A 19,570-nucleotide genomic window follows, 5' to 3' on the forward strand; every position below is an offset into this window, starting at 1 on the left:
ATTGAGATGCTGAGTCCCAAGGGGACACGCTACGCGAACGTGCCTCAGCATGACATTTCGGGGTACTTTTCAAACATCCTCTAAAACAGTTGTCTAAATACAGATAAATTCACCCACTCCGATAAAAAAATTAGAAATTTGAAAAACTCTCATTGTTCGGAGATTGGCAATTTCAAATCACGAATTAACTCACAAGTGGGTGATAAATAAAAGCCCTTTATCACTAATCAGAAACGACAAAGGACATGAGACAATTGACAAATTAACCACCAGCAACAGCAGGTACAATACTAACTTCATCACCATCTTTAAGTGGTGTTGATGCTCCATCTAAAAAGCGAATATCTTCACTGTTGACATAGAAATTTAAGAAACGTCGTAGTTGTCCATTTTCATCGCACAGACGCTCTTTAATCCCAGGACAAGCTTGTTCGAGTGAACTTAAAAGTTCGGTAATGCTAGTACCCGAACATTCAAGAGTTGCTTGATTATTGGTAAATTTTTGGAGAGCGGTAGGAACTAAAACTTTTACTGCCATATTAAACAAAAATTGAGAATGAGGAATTTAGAATAGTTAGGAGTTAGGAATTAAGAGTGAATAGTTAGGAGTTAGAAATTAAGAGTTAGAAATTAATAATTAGAAATTAATAATTAGAAATTATCACTTGAGATTCAACTTCAAATTATTAATTCGCAATTTCTAACTCATTACTCACAAATTTTAACTCCTAACTCACAACTCCTAACTATACAATAACTTGCTGCCATTCGAGACGGTCTAAAGTACGCGATCGCTCAAGTGCTTGTTCAAAGCTATCAAGTTTGGCTTCGATTGTGAAAGGTTCACTAATATAACCTTGAATTGCTTCTTGAGTCTTCAAACCGTTACCTGTGATGTAAACAACAGTTTTTTCATCAGGGTCAATTTTACCAGCTTCAACCAGTTTCTTTAACACCGCAACAGTTGTACCACCTGCGGTTTCGGTAAAGATACCTTCTGTCTCAGCTAGCAACTTGATGCCTTCAATGATTTCCGCGTCGGTTACAGATTCAATATTACCGTTTGTCTTGTTAGCAATGTCGATCGCATATATACCATCTGCGGGATTTCCAATCGCTAAAGACTTCGCGATCGTATTTGGCTTCACTGGTTTAATAAAGTCGCGTTTTTCCTTAAATGCTTCCACAATCGGTGAACAACCTTCTGCCTGCGCTCCACTAAATCTCACGGGCTTTCCTTCCACCAAACCAGCTGCGACAAACTCGTTAAATCCTTTATAAATCTTAGTAAACAACGAACCCGAAGCCAAAGGTGCAACAATATGGTCTGGCAATTCCCATCCTAATTGCTCGGCAACTTCATAACCCAGTGTCTTAGAACCTTCCGAATAATAAGGACGTAAATTAATATTGACAAATCCCCAGCCATGTGTATTCGCGACTTCCGAACACAAGCGGTTTACTTGGTCGTAGTTACCTTCCACAGCCATTAAAGTCGGGCTGTAAACCAAGCTGCCCAAAATCTTCCCAGCTTCCAAATCAGCAGGAATAAATACACAACAATCCAAACCAGCATAAGCTGCGATCGCGGCTGTGGAATTTGCCAAATTACCAGTACTAGCACAGGATACAGTCGTAAAACCTAACTCCCTAGCCCGTGAAAGAGCTACCGACACCACCCTATCTTTGAAACTCAGGGTAGGCATATTTACAGCATCATTTTTAATATAAAGATTTTTTAAACCCAAACGACGAGCCAAACGTTGGGATTTAACCAACGGAGTCATCCCCGTACCCACATCAATATAGTTATCTGTCGCAACAGGCAGGAACTGACGATAGCGCCAAATCGAGTTTGGTCCAGCTTGGATACTCTCGCGAGTCACCGAAAGACGACTAAAATCATACTTGACTTCCAAAGGACCAAAACACAACTCGCATACATGCTTTGCTTCTAGTTCGTACTCGGCTCCACATTCCTTACACTTCAATGCCGTGAAAGTCGCGTTTGTTGTTTGGGCTTGTTTGGTAATTACCTGTGTCATTATTCCTGCCTTCCCTGTTCTTCCGAATGTAAATTGATGCTACCACGGCTAAAAATACTCGTCAAACATACCCGACTATTTTTATCGGGTTTTGATGCGGAGGCTTATAACCTTTGCACAATAAGCAATAGAGATTTTGTACTGAGTCTTTTTGTCGAATATAAAGAAAAAATTATCCATTCTTTATAAAAATAAAAACAAAAACTTCAGTCAAAGGATATATCGGGAAATTTGGCAATCTGTATTTCAGAAGAAAAATGTCGCGAGACTTAAACTCCTTGAGTAAAGTATTTACCCAAAGACAGCCGTAGGGACAAACGGTTGTTTGCCCTCTTTTATTTCCCCTCTTTTATTTTCTAAACAACCTTTAAAAGTATTTTTTGTCTATTTTATAGATACCTGAAATTAACAATCATTTTGCAAAAAACTAGAACGGTAAAACTAACTTGAGAGTTGAAATTAAAGGCTTAATTGCGTTTGTGCGAAAGAAAATCAAAAACGATTTTTCTAGGTTTCCAAAACATCTCTAGCAAGTTTTACCACGCTAGAAAAAAAGCAAGTTTCAGCTTTGACAACATTTCTACTAAAGCCTATCTGTAAACGACTTGGAGATATTTCTGTAGTCAGGTAAGTAATTCTCTCAGGATTTATACCGACGACAAATGAAAGGTAAGTAATTCTCTCAGGATTTATACCGACGACAAATGAAACAATTATCAATTAGCTTTACTACAGGTGAATGGCGAAACGATGAGAAGAAAAAGCGGAAGCGTAATTTTTCAAACTCATCAAACGTAAAAATATATACCTGAATAGAGATTTGAAAACTCTAAAGAAAATCAAGGTATGTCTCCAGATAACTTAGAACTAATAGTCTTGCTCGTCTGTGAATCATATTATTTAAAATTTTAGTTTCACAGGCTCAGGCAATATGTGCATGACTTCCTGCCTTTCTTAATAGCAGGAAAACATTCTCATGAGTAGGTGAACAAAAAAACATGTACGACTCTAGAAAAAAAGCGAATCACAACGTGAATAAAAAACAATCAAAATCCTACCGCTCATTAGTTGCAGCAGCATTGCTCGCTAGCAGCTTATTTCAATTCATAGCGCCTGTACTAGCCGAAGGAACAAAAGCAGGTGAATCCATTAGTAACACTGCGACTGCAACCTACGAAGACCCATTAGACCCAGGCACCAAAATAAATACTACCTCAAACACTGTTGTGGTGACAGTTGCAGAGGTAGCTGGTATAACCGTTACTGCATCAGGCATTACAGATTCCACTCCAGCAGACCCAGTAAAAGTCGGCGATACAGTTAATTATACCTACACAATTACAAACGTCGGTAACGACCCCACCAAATTCCGCGTTCCCAATTTGGCACGAGTCACTGGTCCTGGTGTTGCTGGTACTTTGGAAGTGAGTACAGATGGTGGTGCAACCTTTACACCAATCTCTGGAAGTGAATTAATTACGGGTTCTATTCCTGTTGGTGGTTCGGTTCAAGTGCGCGTACCCGTCACAGTACAACCTGGGGCACAACCTAATGACATAATCAACGTTACTCTGGGTGACACCCCAGGTGACGCTCAAAACCAAGCTAGAAGCCCTAACGGTGGTGACGTTTACACCGTTGATAACCCCGACACAGGAGTTACTGGAGAAGTTGCTGGTGTACCAGTCAACGGAGTCAGAGAAGCCAGTGCAACCCAGAAAGCAACCGTTAACCAGTCGGTGAAAACCTACGCACTGGCAACAGTTCTCAAAACCCGTAGCGATTACAACAATGCTGGAACCCCACTTATTGATGACGATAAATTAACCTATGCTTTGGGATTACGGGTTGAATTAAACGACCCCACCGGAAACGGTATTACACCCGCACCACTAGCAGGTACAGCAATCAAAGGTTTGACAGGTGCGCGAATCTTAGTATCAGACGCAATTCCCGCAAATACAGAACTAGCAGCAGCACCTACACCTCCTCCTGGTTGGCAAGCTGTATACACAACTGATGCAGTTACAATCAATGCTAATGCTGCTACTTGGACTTTGACACAACCAGTAAACCTCAGCACAGTTACCCGCATCGGTTTTGTCAACGACCCGAATGTTGTCACTTCCGTCTCACCTGGACAAACAGTGAATGGCTTTAACGTCCAAGTCAAAGTTAAGGCTGGTGTGACGGCACCATTGACAGTTAATAACATCGCTCAGTTATTCGGTCAAACTTCCGGTGTACCGCCAGTTGATACCAATGGTGACAGTATCCCAGATAACCTAATTTACGATGAATCAGGTGACCAAAACCCAAGTAACTACGATGGTAAGACAATTCCACCTGGTTCGACCGATCCCGATGGTGATGGTATTCCCAATACACCATCGACAATTACCGACGGCTCGATTGACACCCCTGCCGAGTTAACAACCACGGGTACAGATACGGGGAATAACAACAGTGGTACAGGACCTGGTGGTGAAGCGAACACCTTTGTCTTGGATGTCGCTGTTCCATCTGCGGTATTAAACGGTCCCGATCGCGCACCAGATGCCACTGGTCCGAATAACAATAACGACGACTTTACTAATAAATCTTCTTTCGTACCTACCGACAAGAAACCCGGAGATAAAATTGATCCATCACCAGTAGCATTCACCAATACTATCAAAAATAGTGGTACTGTCCCTAGTAGCATTTCGCTGATTCCCACACCACCTGCAACACCTGCTGATTTACCCGTTAATAGCGTAGTCACAATTACCAACGGTTCCGAATCAAGGTCTTATGTTTGGGATGGTACAGCTTTCTTATTTGATACTGACAATAACCCAGCAACAACAAATTCCCCAATTGATGCAACTACTGAATACATCACCATTCCAGCTGTTGCACCTGGTGCAAGCGTGAACTACGGGGTGGAAGTTAATTTGCCCCCGAATACAGCATTATCTACTGACACAGGAAAAGGATTCCCAGTACCCATCACAGCGTTTATTGATGATACAACACCTGGTTTGGGTGCTGAAACTGCGAAGAATATCACCATCGATCGCGTATATACTGGCTTCTTGAAACTATTGAAAGAATCTCGCGTTCTTCCAGGAACTGGTCCTGCGGTTCAAGGTAATGATGGTACATTCAGCGTCGATCCGAAAAAACCTGCACCTGGAAATATTATTGAGTACCGCATTACCTACACAAATATTTCTGAAGCTCAATCTGGTACTGGTAACGTCACTCTGAAAGCTGACAAAGTAGTAATTGTGGAAGATGGAACCCTCAGCACTACTGCTGGTGATGGCAAGAATAACTGGGCAAAAGATTCTGATGTAAATGGTCAAATCGATACCAGTAATATTGTTGGTACAGCAAAAGATACGGGTGCTTCAACAATCCAATTCTATAGCGGTGCAACTGGTACTAATTCCAGCATTGACCAAACTGGTACAACCGCAGATACGGATGTTTCCAAGTACATAAATACTGTTACAGGTATTGTTCAACCTGGTGAGAAACGGGAATTTATCTTCCAACGTAAGGTGAATTAGTAATTCGCTGAGAGAGACGCAATATTCACGTCTTTCTCTGCGTGATTCAAAATATGAATTTGTCTCGCGCAAAGACGCAAAGACGCAGAGTCGCAGAGGGTAAGAGTTTTAACTTAAGTTTCATTCCTTAATTTTCTGCGATCGCAATTTTCCCAAATTTTCCCAAATCAAGTTTTTTCCAAATTCAAAAGGTTTTTTCATGAAACGTAGTTATCTATTCGGATTAGGAGCGGTTACATTAATCGCTAGTGCGATCGTAGTTGCTCAAATTCCCGCAGCTAAGAATTTTTTCCAGTCGGGTGTAAACGCGCAAAATGTCCAAAAGCAACAGAAGGTTACTTTACAACTGGATGCGGAAAAACAGGTAATTGCTCAAGACCAACAAGGAAAGCAAAGTAAGTCTTGGCAAGCTTTGAAAGGTCAAGTAAGCGTACAACCTGGTGACGTATTACGTTATACAATCAGTGGCGAGAATATCAGTGACAAACAGGTTAAAAATTTAACTGTTAATCAACCTATTCCTAAAGGTATGGAATTTGTGTTGAAGTCTGCGGTTGGAGATGTTAAGAGTAATGCCAAGGTTACTTATAGTATTGATGCTGGACGTAGTTTTGTGGAAAATCCCACTGTTAAAGTGACTCTCCCTAACGGCAAAGTGGAAACTAAAGCAGCACCTGCAAGCGCTTATACCCACATTCGGATGGAAATTCCATCGGTGGAAGCGAAGAGTGTTGTTAAAGGTAGCTATCAAGTGCAGGTTAAATAATTCTTAGTCCCTCTTTTTGGTAAGGAGAGGGTTAAACAGAAAAATCTTGCCTTTGACATCCGACTGTTTCTCATACTTGCTCAATTTATTATCAGCCGTTGTCGTGTATTTACGGCAATGGTTGGTTTTCTGGCAAGTAAATCTGGAAAATAAATCTGGAAAGTAAATCTGGAAAATCAATTTTAACAACCAAGATTAGAAACTATTTGACAAAAATATTTTGTTTTTTAAGTGAATTTACTTATCAAAATTATGGCATTTTAGAGGAGAAATTTTAAGTGAATTGTCCGCAACGCCAAAAGCGAAGATATTTAGAAAGATATCTGGACAGAAAATGGTTGCAAAGAGTGACTACAACGGTATTAATTGGTAGTGTTTTACATAGCTCTACGGGTAATGCGATCGCACAACAAACTGAACAGAAAATCGCACGTCCAGCAATTAATAACCAAGCAAGTTACTCTTATACCGATCCTGCCAGCAGATTTAATTTTCAAGGTATATCCAGTCAGTTAAATGCGACTCCAAAACCACTAGTTGACCCTTTGGGACGTATTTTAGGATGTGGTGGTGAACTTTTACCCGACTATACGGGTTTTTCTGTTGGTTTATATGAACCAAATCCAAGCGATCCAACAGGAACTGAGTTAGGTAATTTGGTTTCTTTGACAAGAACTGAGTTACCCGATATTCAAAATAATAGTGTTCCTGGGGGATTGAAACCAAATACGGAAAATAGTAATCCCTATTTTGTTACGAACCAAGAGCCAAAGGGTACTTATAACTTTTTATTCGATCCAAATAAAGGTCAAATCGCTCCTGGTAAAAGTTATATTTTGGTGATTAATCCACCGCGAAATTCTATTTATACTCAACGACGCATCAAGCTACAGATTGTTGATAGTACGGGTGGAATTGGTAATGGTGTTGTTCGCTACACGGCAACTTCGTTGGATGGTCAACCGATTACTACTACTGGTGGGACAACTTTCACCGATACTGTGGTTTTTGTTCCGAATGCGGAAACTGTCGGGCTGGATTTATTGGCGTTCCAGTTTACGACGGGAATGTGTCAACCCAACCAAGTACAAATTATCAAATCTGGGGACAGGGCAACTGCTGAACCTGGGGATACGGCTATTTATCGTCTTTCGGTCAAAAATCTCTCGGATGTGGGTTTGAATGGCGTTGTAGCCACTGATAATCTGCCCTTGGGATTCAATTTTGTTGCCAAGTCGGTGCGGGGTGAAATTAACGGTCAAGCTGTAAATGTGACGGCTGAACGGCAAGGTTCTACGGTTACATTCCGTACTGATGCCATAATTCCACGGGGTTTGGTGTTAAATATTGCCTACGCGGCACAACTTACTAGCGATTCTGTCCGGGGAACTGGTCGAAATACGGCAATTGTGAATGTGAGACGGGCTGATAATGGGTTTGCTGCTAAGGATGGTCCAGCAATCCACGATTTAAAAATTAGACCGGGGATTACGTCGGATTGCGGTACTATTATTGGTCGGGTTTTTGTCGATAAGAATTTTGACGGGGAGCAACAACCAGGGGAACCGGGTGTGCCAAATGCAGTTGTTTTTATGAATAATGGCAACCGTATTACTACTGACCCAAATGGGTTGTATTCTGTGGCGAATGTGAAGCCGGGAAGCCAGACTGGGGTTTTGGATTTAAGTAGTCTTCCTGGTTATACTTTGGCTCCGAATACTAAGTTTAAGGAACGTAATAGTCAATCGAGGCTTGTGCGCTTGGAACCAGGTGGTACGGTACGGATGAATTTTGCGGTTACTCCCACTTTTCAGGAGGAGGTTAAATGATACATAGATTTGAGATTGTAGTGGGAGAACGGGATTTAAAGTGTCACGCAGAGACGCAGAGACGCGGAGGGGAGGGGATGAGGGCTAGGGTTAAGCGATCGCATCTTGTCTTTATGGGTGGGTTGGTTGGTGCTTTGAGTTTGGTTTTGGCTCCGGGTATGGTTCGGGCACAATCTCTGGATGCTTTTAGTCAAGTTGGTGAAGATGATTTTTTGATTGAAGAATCTGCTCAGGAAGGGGTTGTTTTAGAGGGGAAGGTTGATACGGGTTTATTGGGTAATCAAGGTAAGGATTTGCCTGCTGTTGCTTCGGAGGTTGGGTTTCCATCTGTAATAGGTAATTCTAGTGGTGTTTCTACGGGAGAAAGGCTGGAAAATGCTCTGAATCGAAAGAAACAGTTAAAGGAGGGTATTCGAGCTTTTCAGCCTAGTGAGGATGTGAAGTTACCTGAGAGTTTGCGGAGGTTGGCTGAGGGGAGGAAGGAGGAGGGTGTCGCGCAAAGTCGCAAAGACGCAAAGGAAAAAAGAGGAGTTTCTTCTTTATCTTCTACTATTCCTCAAATTAAAATTCTTTCTCCTACTGCTGATACGATCGCGGATATTCCTGCTGCTACGGTTGTGTTACAGTTTTCTGTTGGTGCTGATGTTGAGTTGCGGGTGAATGGTGGGTTGGTTAACCGTGACCAGATTGGACGGACGGAGACTGATGCTAGTACTAATTTGGTGACGCAGACTTGGTATGGTGTTTCGCTGAAGGAGGGCGAAAATACTATTACTGCTCAACCTGTGGGAATGACGGAACCTGTTTCTAGTGTGAGGGTTGAGGTTAGGGGTACTCCGACTAGTTTGAGTTTGGATACTGTGGAAGCTCGTATTCCTGCGGATGGTCGTTCGCTGGCAACGGTGAAGGGGCAGTTTGTTGATGCTAATGGTAATCGCTCGAATCGTGATGCGATCGCAACTTTGAATGCGACTTCTGGGGAGTTTGTTGGTGTTGATTTGAAGCCGGATCAACCTGGTTTTCAGGTGGAAGCGAAGAATGGACAGTTTACTGCAACGCTGAAATCTGATTTGAAGGCGCAAAATGTCAGGATTCGAGCAACTGCTAATGATTTGGAGGGTTATACGCAGTTGGAGTTTGTAACTGCTTTGCGTCCAAGTTTGGTGACTGGTGTTGTGGATTTGCGTTTGGGTGCTAGGGGTACTGATTATTTTGGTAGTTTCCGCGATTTTCTCCGTCCAGATAAGGATAAGAGTACCCAGTTAGATTTCAATTCGGCGATTTTTGCTACTGGTAAGGTTGGTGAATGGCTGTTTACTGGTGCTTTGAATACTTCCCGTTCTTTGAATGAGGATTGTAATTGCGATAATCGGTTGTTTAGGAGTTATCAATCTAGTGAACAGGGTTATCCTGTGTATGGGGATAGTTCTAAGCTGGATGTGGTTACACCTTCTACTGATAGTCTGTTTTTGCGGTTTGAGCGTTCTTCTAAGATTCCTGGTGCTGCTGCTGACTATGCGATGTGGGGTGATTACAATACGGAGGAGTTTGCTCGGAGTTCGCAACAGTTCAGTGCTATAACTCGTCAGTTGCATGGTTTTAAGGCAAATTATAATCTGGGGAATTTACAAGTTACTGGTTTCTACGGTAATAATGTTCAAGGATTCCAACGGGATGCGATCGCACCTGATGGAACGAGTGGTTTTTACTTTCTTTCTCGTCGGATTCTGGTTCCTGGTAGTGAGAATATTTTCTTGGAGTTGGAGGAGTTAAATCGTCCTGGTACTGTGTTGGAGCGGAAGCAGTTAAATCGTGGTGCTGATTACGATATTGATTATGACAGGGGAACGATTTTGTTCCGGGAACCGATTCTGCGGACTGATATTGGTAAAACTGGTGAGGTTCTGGTTCGTCGGATTGTCACTAGTTATCAATATGATAGTCAAGATTCGGAAAGTAATATCTATGCAGGTAGGTTGCAATATAATCTGGCACGGGGCTTAAGGAATGAAAGTTGGTTAGCTGCAACTTATTTGAAGGAAGATCAAGGTGTACGGGATTTTGAGTTATTTGGTGCGGATGCGTTAATTTCTTTTGGTTCCCAAGGTAAATTTGTTGCCGAATTTGCGCGATCGCGTAACAATTCTGAATTGATGGGGGATGTGAGTGGTGATGCGTATCGTTTGGAAGCGGAAGGACAAATTTTCAACAATGTCCAAGCACGTGCGTATTACCGTTTTGCTGATACTGGATTTGCTAATAATGCCACGATTAGTTTTGTTCCGGGACAAACTCGCTATGGGGCACAGGTAACGGGTAAACTGTCGTCAAGTACGAATTTACGTTTGCAATATGACCATGAGGATAATTTTGGGATTGCACCACAACCGTTAACTAGCTTTGAAGATTTGTTTGCTCCCCGGATTCAAGCGGTTCCTGGTAGCAAAGTTGATAATTCCTTAACTACAATATCTGCGGGGATTCAACAAAAATTCGGTAATAGCATCTTTGATTTTGATTGGATTCGTCGCGATCGCAAAGACAGGATTCCCAATAGTGCATTAAGTAGTAAATCAGATCAATTGCGTTCTAGACTCAATGTCCCTATTACTAAAAATCTCAGTTTCCAAGCTCAAAATGAACTTACTCTATCTTCCGAAAAAGACACTGTTTATCCGGATAGAACTGTCTTTGGTTTAAATTGGGCTGTACTTCCAGGAATTAATGTTTCGCTAGCGCAACAGTTTTATAATGGGGGACAATTTGAAGGTAATTCGATTACATCCCTCAGTGTCAATGGAGAACACAAACTCGGTAGCGATACGGCAATTACTGGACGCTATTCGATTTTGGGAGGTGCAAACGAAGTCACAACCCAAGGTGCTGTTGGCTTAAACAATAAATGGATAATTTCCCCAGGTTTGCGTCTCAATCTTGCTTACGAACACATTTTCGGTAACTTCCAAGCCAGAAATGCAACTGGACAGCAATTTGCCCAACCTTTCACCGTCGGACAAGCTGCTTCCTCCATCGGGTTTAATGGTGGTGATAGTTACAGCGTTGGTTTAGAATATTCCGACAATCCCAGCTTCCAAAGCAGCGTTAAATACGAACATCGTACTTCCTCCGCAGGTGCAAACACCGTAATTACCGCAGGAGTCACCGGAAAAATATCACCAGCCATCACAGCATTAGCTCGCTACCAACAAGCAAATGCATCAAATCAGAAAATATTAGATTTAGGTGACACTGCTAACCTCAAACTGGGTTTAGCATATCGCGACCCCAGCAACGACAAATTTAACGCTTTGTTGCAGTACGAATATCGCAAAAACCCCTCAGTAATTCCCGATACGATTCAACTTGGTAGTGGTACGGGTTCAGAAGACCATACATTTGCTGCTGAAGCCATTTATGCACCTAACTGGCAATGGGAATTCTATGGAAAATATGCCCTTCGCAACAGCACATCATATTTGGCAAGCGACTTAATCGGTAGTGCTAGCGTAAATTTGGCACAAGTTAGAGCTACGTATCGTCTAGGATACAGCATGGATTTAGTTGGTGAGGCAAGGTGGATTGGACAATCGGACAACACCGAAACCGGATTTGTTGTGGAAACAGGTTATTACCTCACCCCAAACCTGCGACTTTCTGCTGGTTACGTCTTTGGTAAAGTGGATGACCGTGACTTCTCTGGTACGCGTTCTGCCGGAGGTGGGTACTTGGGGTTAACAGTTAAGCTAAACGAACTATTTGACGGATTTGGACTACAAAAACGTCCACCCAGTCAGCAGAAAGAATCAGTGGTGCAAGCTCTCCGAAAACACAAAAATCAACATAGTTCGCAGCAGCAAAGTGAGGGTATCGGGATATGAAGCACCAAGAAAATAAAGAACCTCTCCCTGACTTTGACTTGTGTCAAAGTCGTCCCTCCCCTGCGAGGGGAGGGAGGAATATGGGGAATAATACTAATACAAGAATATTTTATTCCTCAATATTTTATTCCCCAATACTTTATTCCCCCTTCCCTCGCAGGGAAGGGGATGCGATGACGCAAGTCAGCGCTGGGGTTAGGTCTAGATTCAGTGGCAAAATAAAAGAACGAATTACTTTATTTCTTCTTCCTTATTTCCTATTCGCTTTCATCCCCAACATAGCTACTGCACAGACTCAAAACTCTTTAAAAATCACCGTCAACAGTAACGGGGATGAGATAAAACCCGATGAGAGTGTGACATTACGAGAAGCGATCGCACTCTCCAATAATACCCTAGCACTAGATAAACTCACCCCTAGCGAAAAAGCCCAGGTTCAACCAGCAAGCGGAAATTCGCGAATTGAATTTAACCTACCTGCTGGACAAACCACCATCCAACTCACCGAGATTTTACCAGCTTTAACATCCCCTGGAGTCGTGATTGATGGAACAACCCAACCAGGATACGATCGCACACAACCCGCAAATGCCAAAGATTTTGTCCCTGCATTACCCACAACTCCAGTTGTAGCAATTACCCCCGCATCTGGAAAAGAAGTATTTCGCGGATTATCTATAGTTGCAGATAACATCACCATTCGTGGTTTGAGTTTATACGGCTTTACCTCAAAGCACCAAATTACCGCAAGTCTTCCCCCTGCTGATATCTTCATCGCATCCAGCGACATCAAAAACCACACCAATCCAGCTAAAAATGTGGTAATTGAAGATAACTGGTTGGGAATTACACCCGATGAAAAAATGCCAGAAATACCTTCAGCTTTTGGGGTATCGGTATTTAATGCAGTGGGGACAATTATTAAAAATAATCGCATTTCTTACCACGATGGTAGCGCTATTATTACGGGATTTAGGGGAGAACAAACCCAGGTTATTGAAAATGTAATTATCGGCAATGGTTTAGCGGGAATGCCCGATGCTATCCGTTTAGATGGTAAAGTCGATAAATCAGAAATTCGTGCTAATTTGCTCTGTGCAAACGATGGTAGTGGAGTATTTCTATTTAAACCCGAAGGTGCAGTAGAAGTTAAAGATAATGACATTAGATATAACGGTCGTAGATTGCGACGTGCGGCAGTATATTTAATGGGAAGTGACCACAAAATCAGCAATAACAAAATTATAAATCAAGCTGGTTCCGGTGTTGTAGTCACAGCATTTCCTCCCAATGGTTCATTTAATAGCGGTGCATCTGTTCGCAACCAAATAGAAAATAACCGCTTTGCCAAAATTGAAGGACTTAGTATTGATTTAAATACTAGAGGAAATGTTGATGTTCAAGACTTTCAACGAGGTGATGGCAAAAACCCCAAACGAACATCAGCAAATCGTCGTTTAGACACGGGAAATGCAGCAATTAATTCACCAGAATTTCTATCAAAAGAATTTTTAAATATCAATAATAAAGTTCACATTGATGGAATAACTGAACCAGGTTCAGAGGTGCAAATTTATCAAGTTACTGAAGGAGCATTAAATCAAGTAATTACATCAGTAAAAGCAGACGAAAAAGGAAAATTTGGAGCAACATTAGAAAATCTACAACCAGGGGAAATGGTAAGCGCGATCGCAACTCATCCCAAATACGGAACCTCTGAACCAGCATACTCGGCTTTGGTGACATCAACCAACCCCGAAGAAATGGTGCAAATTCGCAAAAATGTCGAACTTCTGGAAAACCAGGATGGTTTAGCAAACCCCAAAGGAGAAATCCCCAACTGTACAACCCCCAAACCACCCGAACCCACTCCAGAACCTCCAGTTGAACCAACTCCAGAACCACCACCAGAAGCAATTCGTCTGCGGGTTCCCAATAATATCCACTATGCCTTAGATAAGGACTTTATTAGTGGTGAAAGTGGCAAAGTTCTGGATAAAATCGCTGCGGTATTACAGCAATATCCGACGATTGTCATTGAACTGCAAGGACACACAGACGCTCGTGCTAGCGACGCTTACAACAAAGATTTAGCATTCCGACGTGCAACAAAAGCCAGAAATTATCTAATCAAAAAAGGTATTGCACCAGAAAGAATGACACTTCGTTCCTTTGGGGAAAGAAAATTGAAAACACCTGGTAGAGATAGAGTCGAACATGCTTACAACCGTCGAGTTGAAGTCATGTTTTTCGATATTCGTGGGATAGAAATTATCTTGGAACCACAGGATGACGACTTACAAATAGAACGGTAAAAATCAATGAATCATGTAGAGACGTAGCATTGCTACGTCTCTACAAAATGCGACACAACACCAACAATTTCCAACTATGACCAAACCAAAATTTCAGGGAAAATATCGCATAGAATCCACACGTCTCGCAAACCATGACTATACCGCTAATGGTTGGTATTTCGTAACAATATGTATTAAAGATTGCCTTCCTTATTTTGGTCAAGTCATTTCAGGTCAGGTAAAACTTTCAGAAATAGGAGAAATTGCCCAAAAATGTTGGATAGAAATTCCTAATCATTTTGAACATACCCAAATCGATGGATATGTAATTATGCCCAATCATCTCCACGGGATTATCATTATTGATAAACCCCTATCCCAAAATGTAGAGACGTTGCAGTGCAACGTCTCTACACAATTCAACACCATCCAACAGGATACCCAATGTAATATTACCCAACGTCAGTTTATGTCCCAAATATCCCCCAAATCAGGTTCATTAAGTGCGATCGCGCGTTCCTACAAATCTGCTGTAACCCGATGGTGTCGTCAAAATAATCATGACAATTTTGCATGGCAATCCCGGTTTTATGAACATATTATTCGTGCTGATGGTTCATTAGACAGAATTCGAGAATACATAATTAATAATCCCCTCAAATGGGACGCAGACCAAAATAACCTCACAAATTTATGGATGTAATACCCACACTTAATGTAGAGACGTAGCAATGCTACGTCTCTCTGTATATATCTTATTCGCATTTTTACAAACATAAAAAATAGGTAAATTTTCAGTGTTATCACGTAGAAAATTACCTAAATTAATGGGAATAATACTTTAGTCAAGCTCTAAACTTGACAAAGATAAAAGAGAATTTTCTCTTATTTCTTCTCACACCTCAACTGTTGTATTTTTTCAGTCGAATCAAACCTTATAAACCCTATAGCTAGCCACGCTGCTTGAATTCACACGTTTGAATCGTTTGATTCGACTGATTTTTTTTGTTGTTTATTTGTAAAACTTTTCTAATTTATCGATATTTTTATTAATGCGAATACTTAGATTTTGTTTGTCTTTCCAATATATACGATGTATACGATGTGTGTAATAGGTAAATTCCACAAAATCAACCCTAATGAATGCGATCGCATACAAAAACCGACTTTGACAAAGTGTCGCAAATATTCAAGTTATTTTTACCCAACTCCTGACAAGCTATGTACTTTTATTGGAACTAAACTATGAAGTCTTTATTTAAAAATTTAAGCGCGATCGCTCCCCTCTCTCAAAGCAAAACTTTTCAGAAGCGGTATTTCACTAGCATATTTTTCACACTACTAACAACGTTGCCCTCAACGACTTTATTTTTTTTGCTTCCCAGTCAGAAAATCTTAGCTCAAAGCGTAGCTTGCCAAAGTCCTTATAACGAAGTGTATTCAGGACAAAGTGGAAGTACAATCGTTTCAGTTCATGCTCCATCAGGTGCAACAATTCCCCTAACAACAACTGGACTAGCTGGAACTGTAAACTCACTAGCAACTGACCACGTTAATCACTTAGTCTACTACGCAGAAGGTACTAAAGTATTCGCGTGGGATGCCATCAACAACCAACACATCACCATCACGTCAGATATTCGCACATTCAACCCGGCAGTTTCTCAAAACGCTATCGTCTTAAGTAATGGTGGTGCAGCATATTACAATGGCTCATTGTATCTTGGTGTAGACCCACCATCCGCAGGTGTTTTTGAAATCTATAAAGTCGATTTTGTGCCAGGTAGTAACGGTAAACAGATTCAGAAAGTAACACCACTCAATATCAACGGAGTCGGCAAAGCCAATGGAAAATTAAACGATGGTGATTGGGGAGATTTCATTATTAGTAACCAAGGTGTTATTTACGGTTCAAGTGGTGGAACTGCAAAATACTGGAGTTATGATTTAAACACAAGTTCTTTTACTGACTTAGTAGATAATATCCCCCAATCTTCCCAGTTAGCGAAAGATGGTTCTGGTCGGTTGTGGGCATTCCGGAATGGAACTAACAGTGTCATGGAAATTCAGATTGTTGGTAATACTATTCAAACTGTGGGTAATGCTAGCTCGACAGGAAGTCATAGTAGTGCAGATGGAGCGGAATGCGTAACTGGTGAAGCAAGTGTAGGCGATCGCGTTTGGAGCGATACTAATGGTAATGGTATTCAAGATGCAGGTGAAACAGGAATTGCTGGTGTTACCGTAGCCATCTACAGGGATATTGATAAAGACGGAGTGATCGACACGAATGAACCGAAATTAGCCACCCAAGTTACTGACGCGAACGGAAATTATAATTTCACCAGCTTATTACCTCACGACAGGGGAACGGGAGCGGGAAAAAATGACTTCATCGTCAAAGTAGAAAGCGGTGTCCCCGCAGCTTATACAGCTACCACACCAATCCAGAAAAATGCCGATTTATCTAGCGCAACCCAAACTATAGATACCCTTGATTTCGGTTATAAACCTCCCACATACAACATCTCCGGTACACTCTACGAAGATAGCGATCGCAGTGATGATTTAAATGCAACTGAACCCAAACTACCAGCAAATATTACTGTAAATCTCCTCGATAGCAGCAATAATGTTCTCAAAACCACTACTACTGACGCAAATGGTGCTTACACTTTCACTGGTGTTACTAACGGTAGTTATAAAATCCAAGCAGATACTACTGATACTGATATTTCCCCAGATTTAACTTTAGGTACACCTAATGATTTAGCGGTAACAGTAACAAACACTAATATTACTGGACAAAACTTTGGTTTCGATCGCAATATAGTTCCACCACCTCCAGCAACCTACTGCAAAAGTCCTTACGGTGAGGTCTACGCAACCGTAACACCCAACAAACTATTTGCAGTTCATGGAGCTACAGGTGCAAGTATCGAACTGACTACAACCGGAAATACTAGCGCTATCAATGGAATGGCAACAGACCATGCAAACAAGTTAGTTTTCTACGGTGATGGCAATTCGCTCTATGCATGGGATGCAATTTCAGGACAACACATCACCATCACCAGTAACTTCTCCTCCTTCTTACCCAGTTCCTATACATCCCAAAACACCTTCACAACCCTTTCGAGTGGTGGTGCTGCCTTCTACAATGGCTCTCTCTACGTTGGTGTCGATGGCAATCCAAATACTAATCCCCATTTTGAAATCTTTAAAGTCGATTTCGCTCCCGGTTCCAATGGCAAAACCATTCAAAAGGTCACACCCCTGAATATTATTGCTAACTCCGGTGGTGGCATGATTCGTACAGATGAGGATTGGGGAGACTTCACAATTAGCGATACAGGAGTCATTCTGGGAATTACAACGCGAAATGCTTCCACACGTATTGCCCATTTATGGAATTATGACCTCAACACGAATACATTCACAAATATTGGAGTTCCTAGTGGAAATCATCAATTAGCTAAGTCTGGTGATGGCAAATTATGGGCATTGTTTAGTAGTGGGAATGTCCAAGAACTCCTTCCCAATGGAACCTATGTCGGACCCATCAAACCCACCATTGTCGTCAGCGATGCGGGGGAATGCGTCGTTGGTGAAGCGAGTGTGGGCGATCGCGTTTGGAGCGATACTAATGGTGATGGTGTTCAAGATACTGGTGAAACTGGTATTGCTGGGGTAACAGTGGCAATTTACCGCGATATTAATAAAAATGGGGTAATTGATGCTACCGATCCGAAATTAGCTACCCAAGTTACTGACGCGAATGGTAATTATAATTTTACCGATTTATTACCTCACGATCGCGCTACTGGTGCAAATCATAATGATTTCATCGTCAAGGTGGAAAGTGGTGTCCCCACAGGTTATACAGCCACTACACCAACCCAGAAAAATGCCGATTTATCTAGCGCTACCCAAACTATAGATACCCTTGATTTCGGTTATCGGATTCCTAGCAATCCCAACGTATTACTCGTGAAACGGATTACCGCAGTCAACAATTTAACCACCACTAAAAACGGCGATAATTTAGCTGGTTACATAGACGAAATAACCAACCTCTACGATGACAACACCTTAGATAATCCCGTATCTCCAGCCAAACCGGATACAAAAAATTGGCTTGACCCCAGCACTTTCCTAATTGGTGGTATTAATGGTGGAAACGTTCAACCTAACGATGAAATAGAATATACCATCTACTACTTATCCGCAGGTGACACAACAGCAAGTAATGTTTTGATATGCGATCGCGTTCCCGAAAATGCCACTTTCATCCCAACTGCATTCAATAGTTTCCCCACCAAAAATATAACTGGTCTTCCTGGTGCTGACCGAGGTATTATTTGGCAATACAATGGTGCAACAGAATCCCTCACCAATAGCAACGATGGGGATAAAGCAGAATATTTATCCCCAGGTGTTGACCCCACGATTAAGTACCCAGGTATCAAGTGCGATGGTTCCAATACCAATGGTGTTGTAGTTGTGAATTTAAAGGATTTGCCAAACGCGATCGCACCTGGAACACCAGTTAATTCCTACGGGTTTGTCCGTTTCCGAGGTCGTGTAAAATAGTCAATTCACGTATTCCGTATTCCGTATTCCGTAGAGACGACCCGGTGGGTCGTCTCCTCCTCCCGGTCATATGTCATATACGGACTCATTCGATGTGTCCAATCTTAAATTTTTCTCAACTCCTCGTAAACTACTGCCAGAATCAATTGTTTGTTGTACTGCTTTTTGTACTGTTTGTACGCTGTAATGATGTCCAGTAGCTGTTACTATCTCTATTTTTTCTGAAATTGCTTCCCCTTTTTTTGTCCATCAACCGAGTCGGTACGAAGGATACGTAATTCTTTTTCTGCTTTCATCGCACGTTGTTTCCAATTTTCCCGTGAGAGCGATAAATCTCTAATTTTTATTTCCTGCGCTCTGAGTTTTTTTTGTCTTTCAAGGGCTGTTTCTTTCCAGTTCTCTCGGCTTTTTTGAAAAAGACGAATTAATCGGCTGGACGAACTTTTTAATTTTTCCATTCGTTACCTATTTCCATTTTCATATTTTTAAGTCTCTATTCTGTATGAAGAAATACCATCTCAAAACACCCAAAGTCAACACCCTACCCACCGGGTCGTCTCTACGGAATACGGAATACGGAATACGTGAATTGACTATTTTACACG

General features: G+C 41.7%; 11 protein-coding genes. 7 read left to right on the forward strand and 4 right to left on the reverse strand.

Features of this window, described 5'->3' with window-relative positions; translation table 11 throughout:
• Positions 1-262 precede the first annotated feature (262 nt).
• From CK510_RS09485 to CK510_RS30915, 3 genes are all read right to left on the reverse strand, one after another.
• On the reverse strand, positions 263-538 hold the full coding sequence (locus CK510_RS09485; RefSeq protein ID WP_095721472.1) for a MoaD/ThiS family protein: 276 nt from the start codon (positions 536-538) through the stop codon (positions 263-265).
• Between the two features lie 208 nt (positions 539-746).
• Positions 747-2,045, reverse strand: coding sequence for a threonine synthase (thrC, locus tag CK510_RS09490; RefSeq protein WP_095721473.1), 1,299 nt, complete (start codon positions 2,043-2,045; stop codon positions 747-749).
• A gap of 507 nt (positions 2,046-2,552) precedes the next feature.
• Positions 2,553-2,765, reverse strand: coding sequence for a hypothetical protein (locus CK510_RS30915; RefSeq protein ID WP_143289256.1), 213 nt, complete (start codon positions 2,763-2,765; stop codon positions 2,553-2,555).
• Positions 2,766-3,043: 278 nt separating this feature from the next.
• Here CK510_RS30915 and CK510_RS09495 point away from each other — a divergent pair, with 278 nt between their 5' ends.
• The 7 genes from CK510_RS09495 to CK510_RS09525 all read left to right on the forward strand — a co-directional run bounded on the left by CK510_RS09495 (position 3,044) and on the right by CK510_RS09525 (position 18,965).
• Entirely contained in the window at positions 3,044-5,602 is a 2,559-nt protein-coding gene (locus CK510_RS09495; protein WP_095721474.1) for a DUF7925 domain-containing protein, read from the forward strand.
• Positions 5,603-5,801: 199 nt separating this feature from the next.
• Positions 5,802-6,368, forward strand: coding sequence for a DUF11 domain-containing protein (locus tag CK510_RS09500; RefSeq protein WP_095721475.1), 567 nt, complete (start codon positions 5,802-5,804; stop codon positions 6,366-6,368).
• Positions 6,369-6,646: 278 nt separating this feature from the next.
• On the forward strand, positions 6,647-8,197 hold the full coding sequence (locus CK510_RS09505; RefSeq protein ID WP_211293139.1) for a DUF11 domain-containing protein: 1,551 nt from the start codon (positions 6,647-6,649) through the stop codon (positions 8,195-8,197).
• Complete coding sequence (locus CK510_RS09510; protein WP_444876494.1) at positions 8,194-12,075, forward strand: TonB-dependent receptor; 3,882 nt, start codon at positions 8,194-8,196, stop codon at positions 12,073-12,075. Before CK510_RS09505 ends, CK510_RS09510 begins: the two co-directional genes overlap by 4 nt.
• Positions 12,076-12,248: 173 nt before the next feature.
• Positions 12,249-14,390: an OmpA family protein gene (locus CK510_RS09515; protein WP_095721481.1), complete on the forward strand. Its 2,142-nt coding sequence runs from the start codon at positions 12,249-12,251 to the stop codon at positions 14,388-14,390.
• 76 nt (positions 14,391-14,466) lie between these two features.
• Positions 14,467-15,075, forward strand: coding sequence for a transposase (locus CK510_RS09520; protein WP_095721476.1), 609 nt, complete (start codon positions 14,467-14,469; stop codon positions 15,073-15,075).
• A 542-nt stretch (positions 15,076-15,617) separates the two neighbouring features.
• Positions 15,618-18,965 (forward strand): SdrD B-like domain-containing protein, encoded by a 3,348-nt coding sequence (locus CK510_RS09525; RefSeq protein ID WP_095721477.1) that lies wholly within the window; start codon positions 15,618-15,620, stop codon positions 18,963-18,965.
• A 212-nt stretch (positions 18,966-19,177) separates the two neighbouring features.
• Here the strand turns inward: CK510_RS09525 and CK510_RS09530 are convergent, their stop codons facing one another.
• Positions 19,178-19,423, reverse strand: coding sequence for a hypothetical protein (locus CK510_RS09530; protein WP_095721478.1), 246 nt, complete (start codon positions 19,421-19,423; stop codon positions 19,178-19,180).
• Positions 19,424-19,570 lie beyond the last annotated feature (147 nt).

Source organism: Brunnivagina elsteri CCALA 953 (assembly GCF_002289455.1).
In the GTDB taxonomy this organism is placed as follows: domain Bacteria; phylum Cyanobacteriota; class Cyanobacteriia; order Cyanobacteriales; family Nostocaceae; genus Brunnivagina; species Brunnivagina elsteri.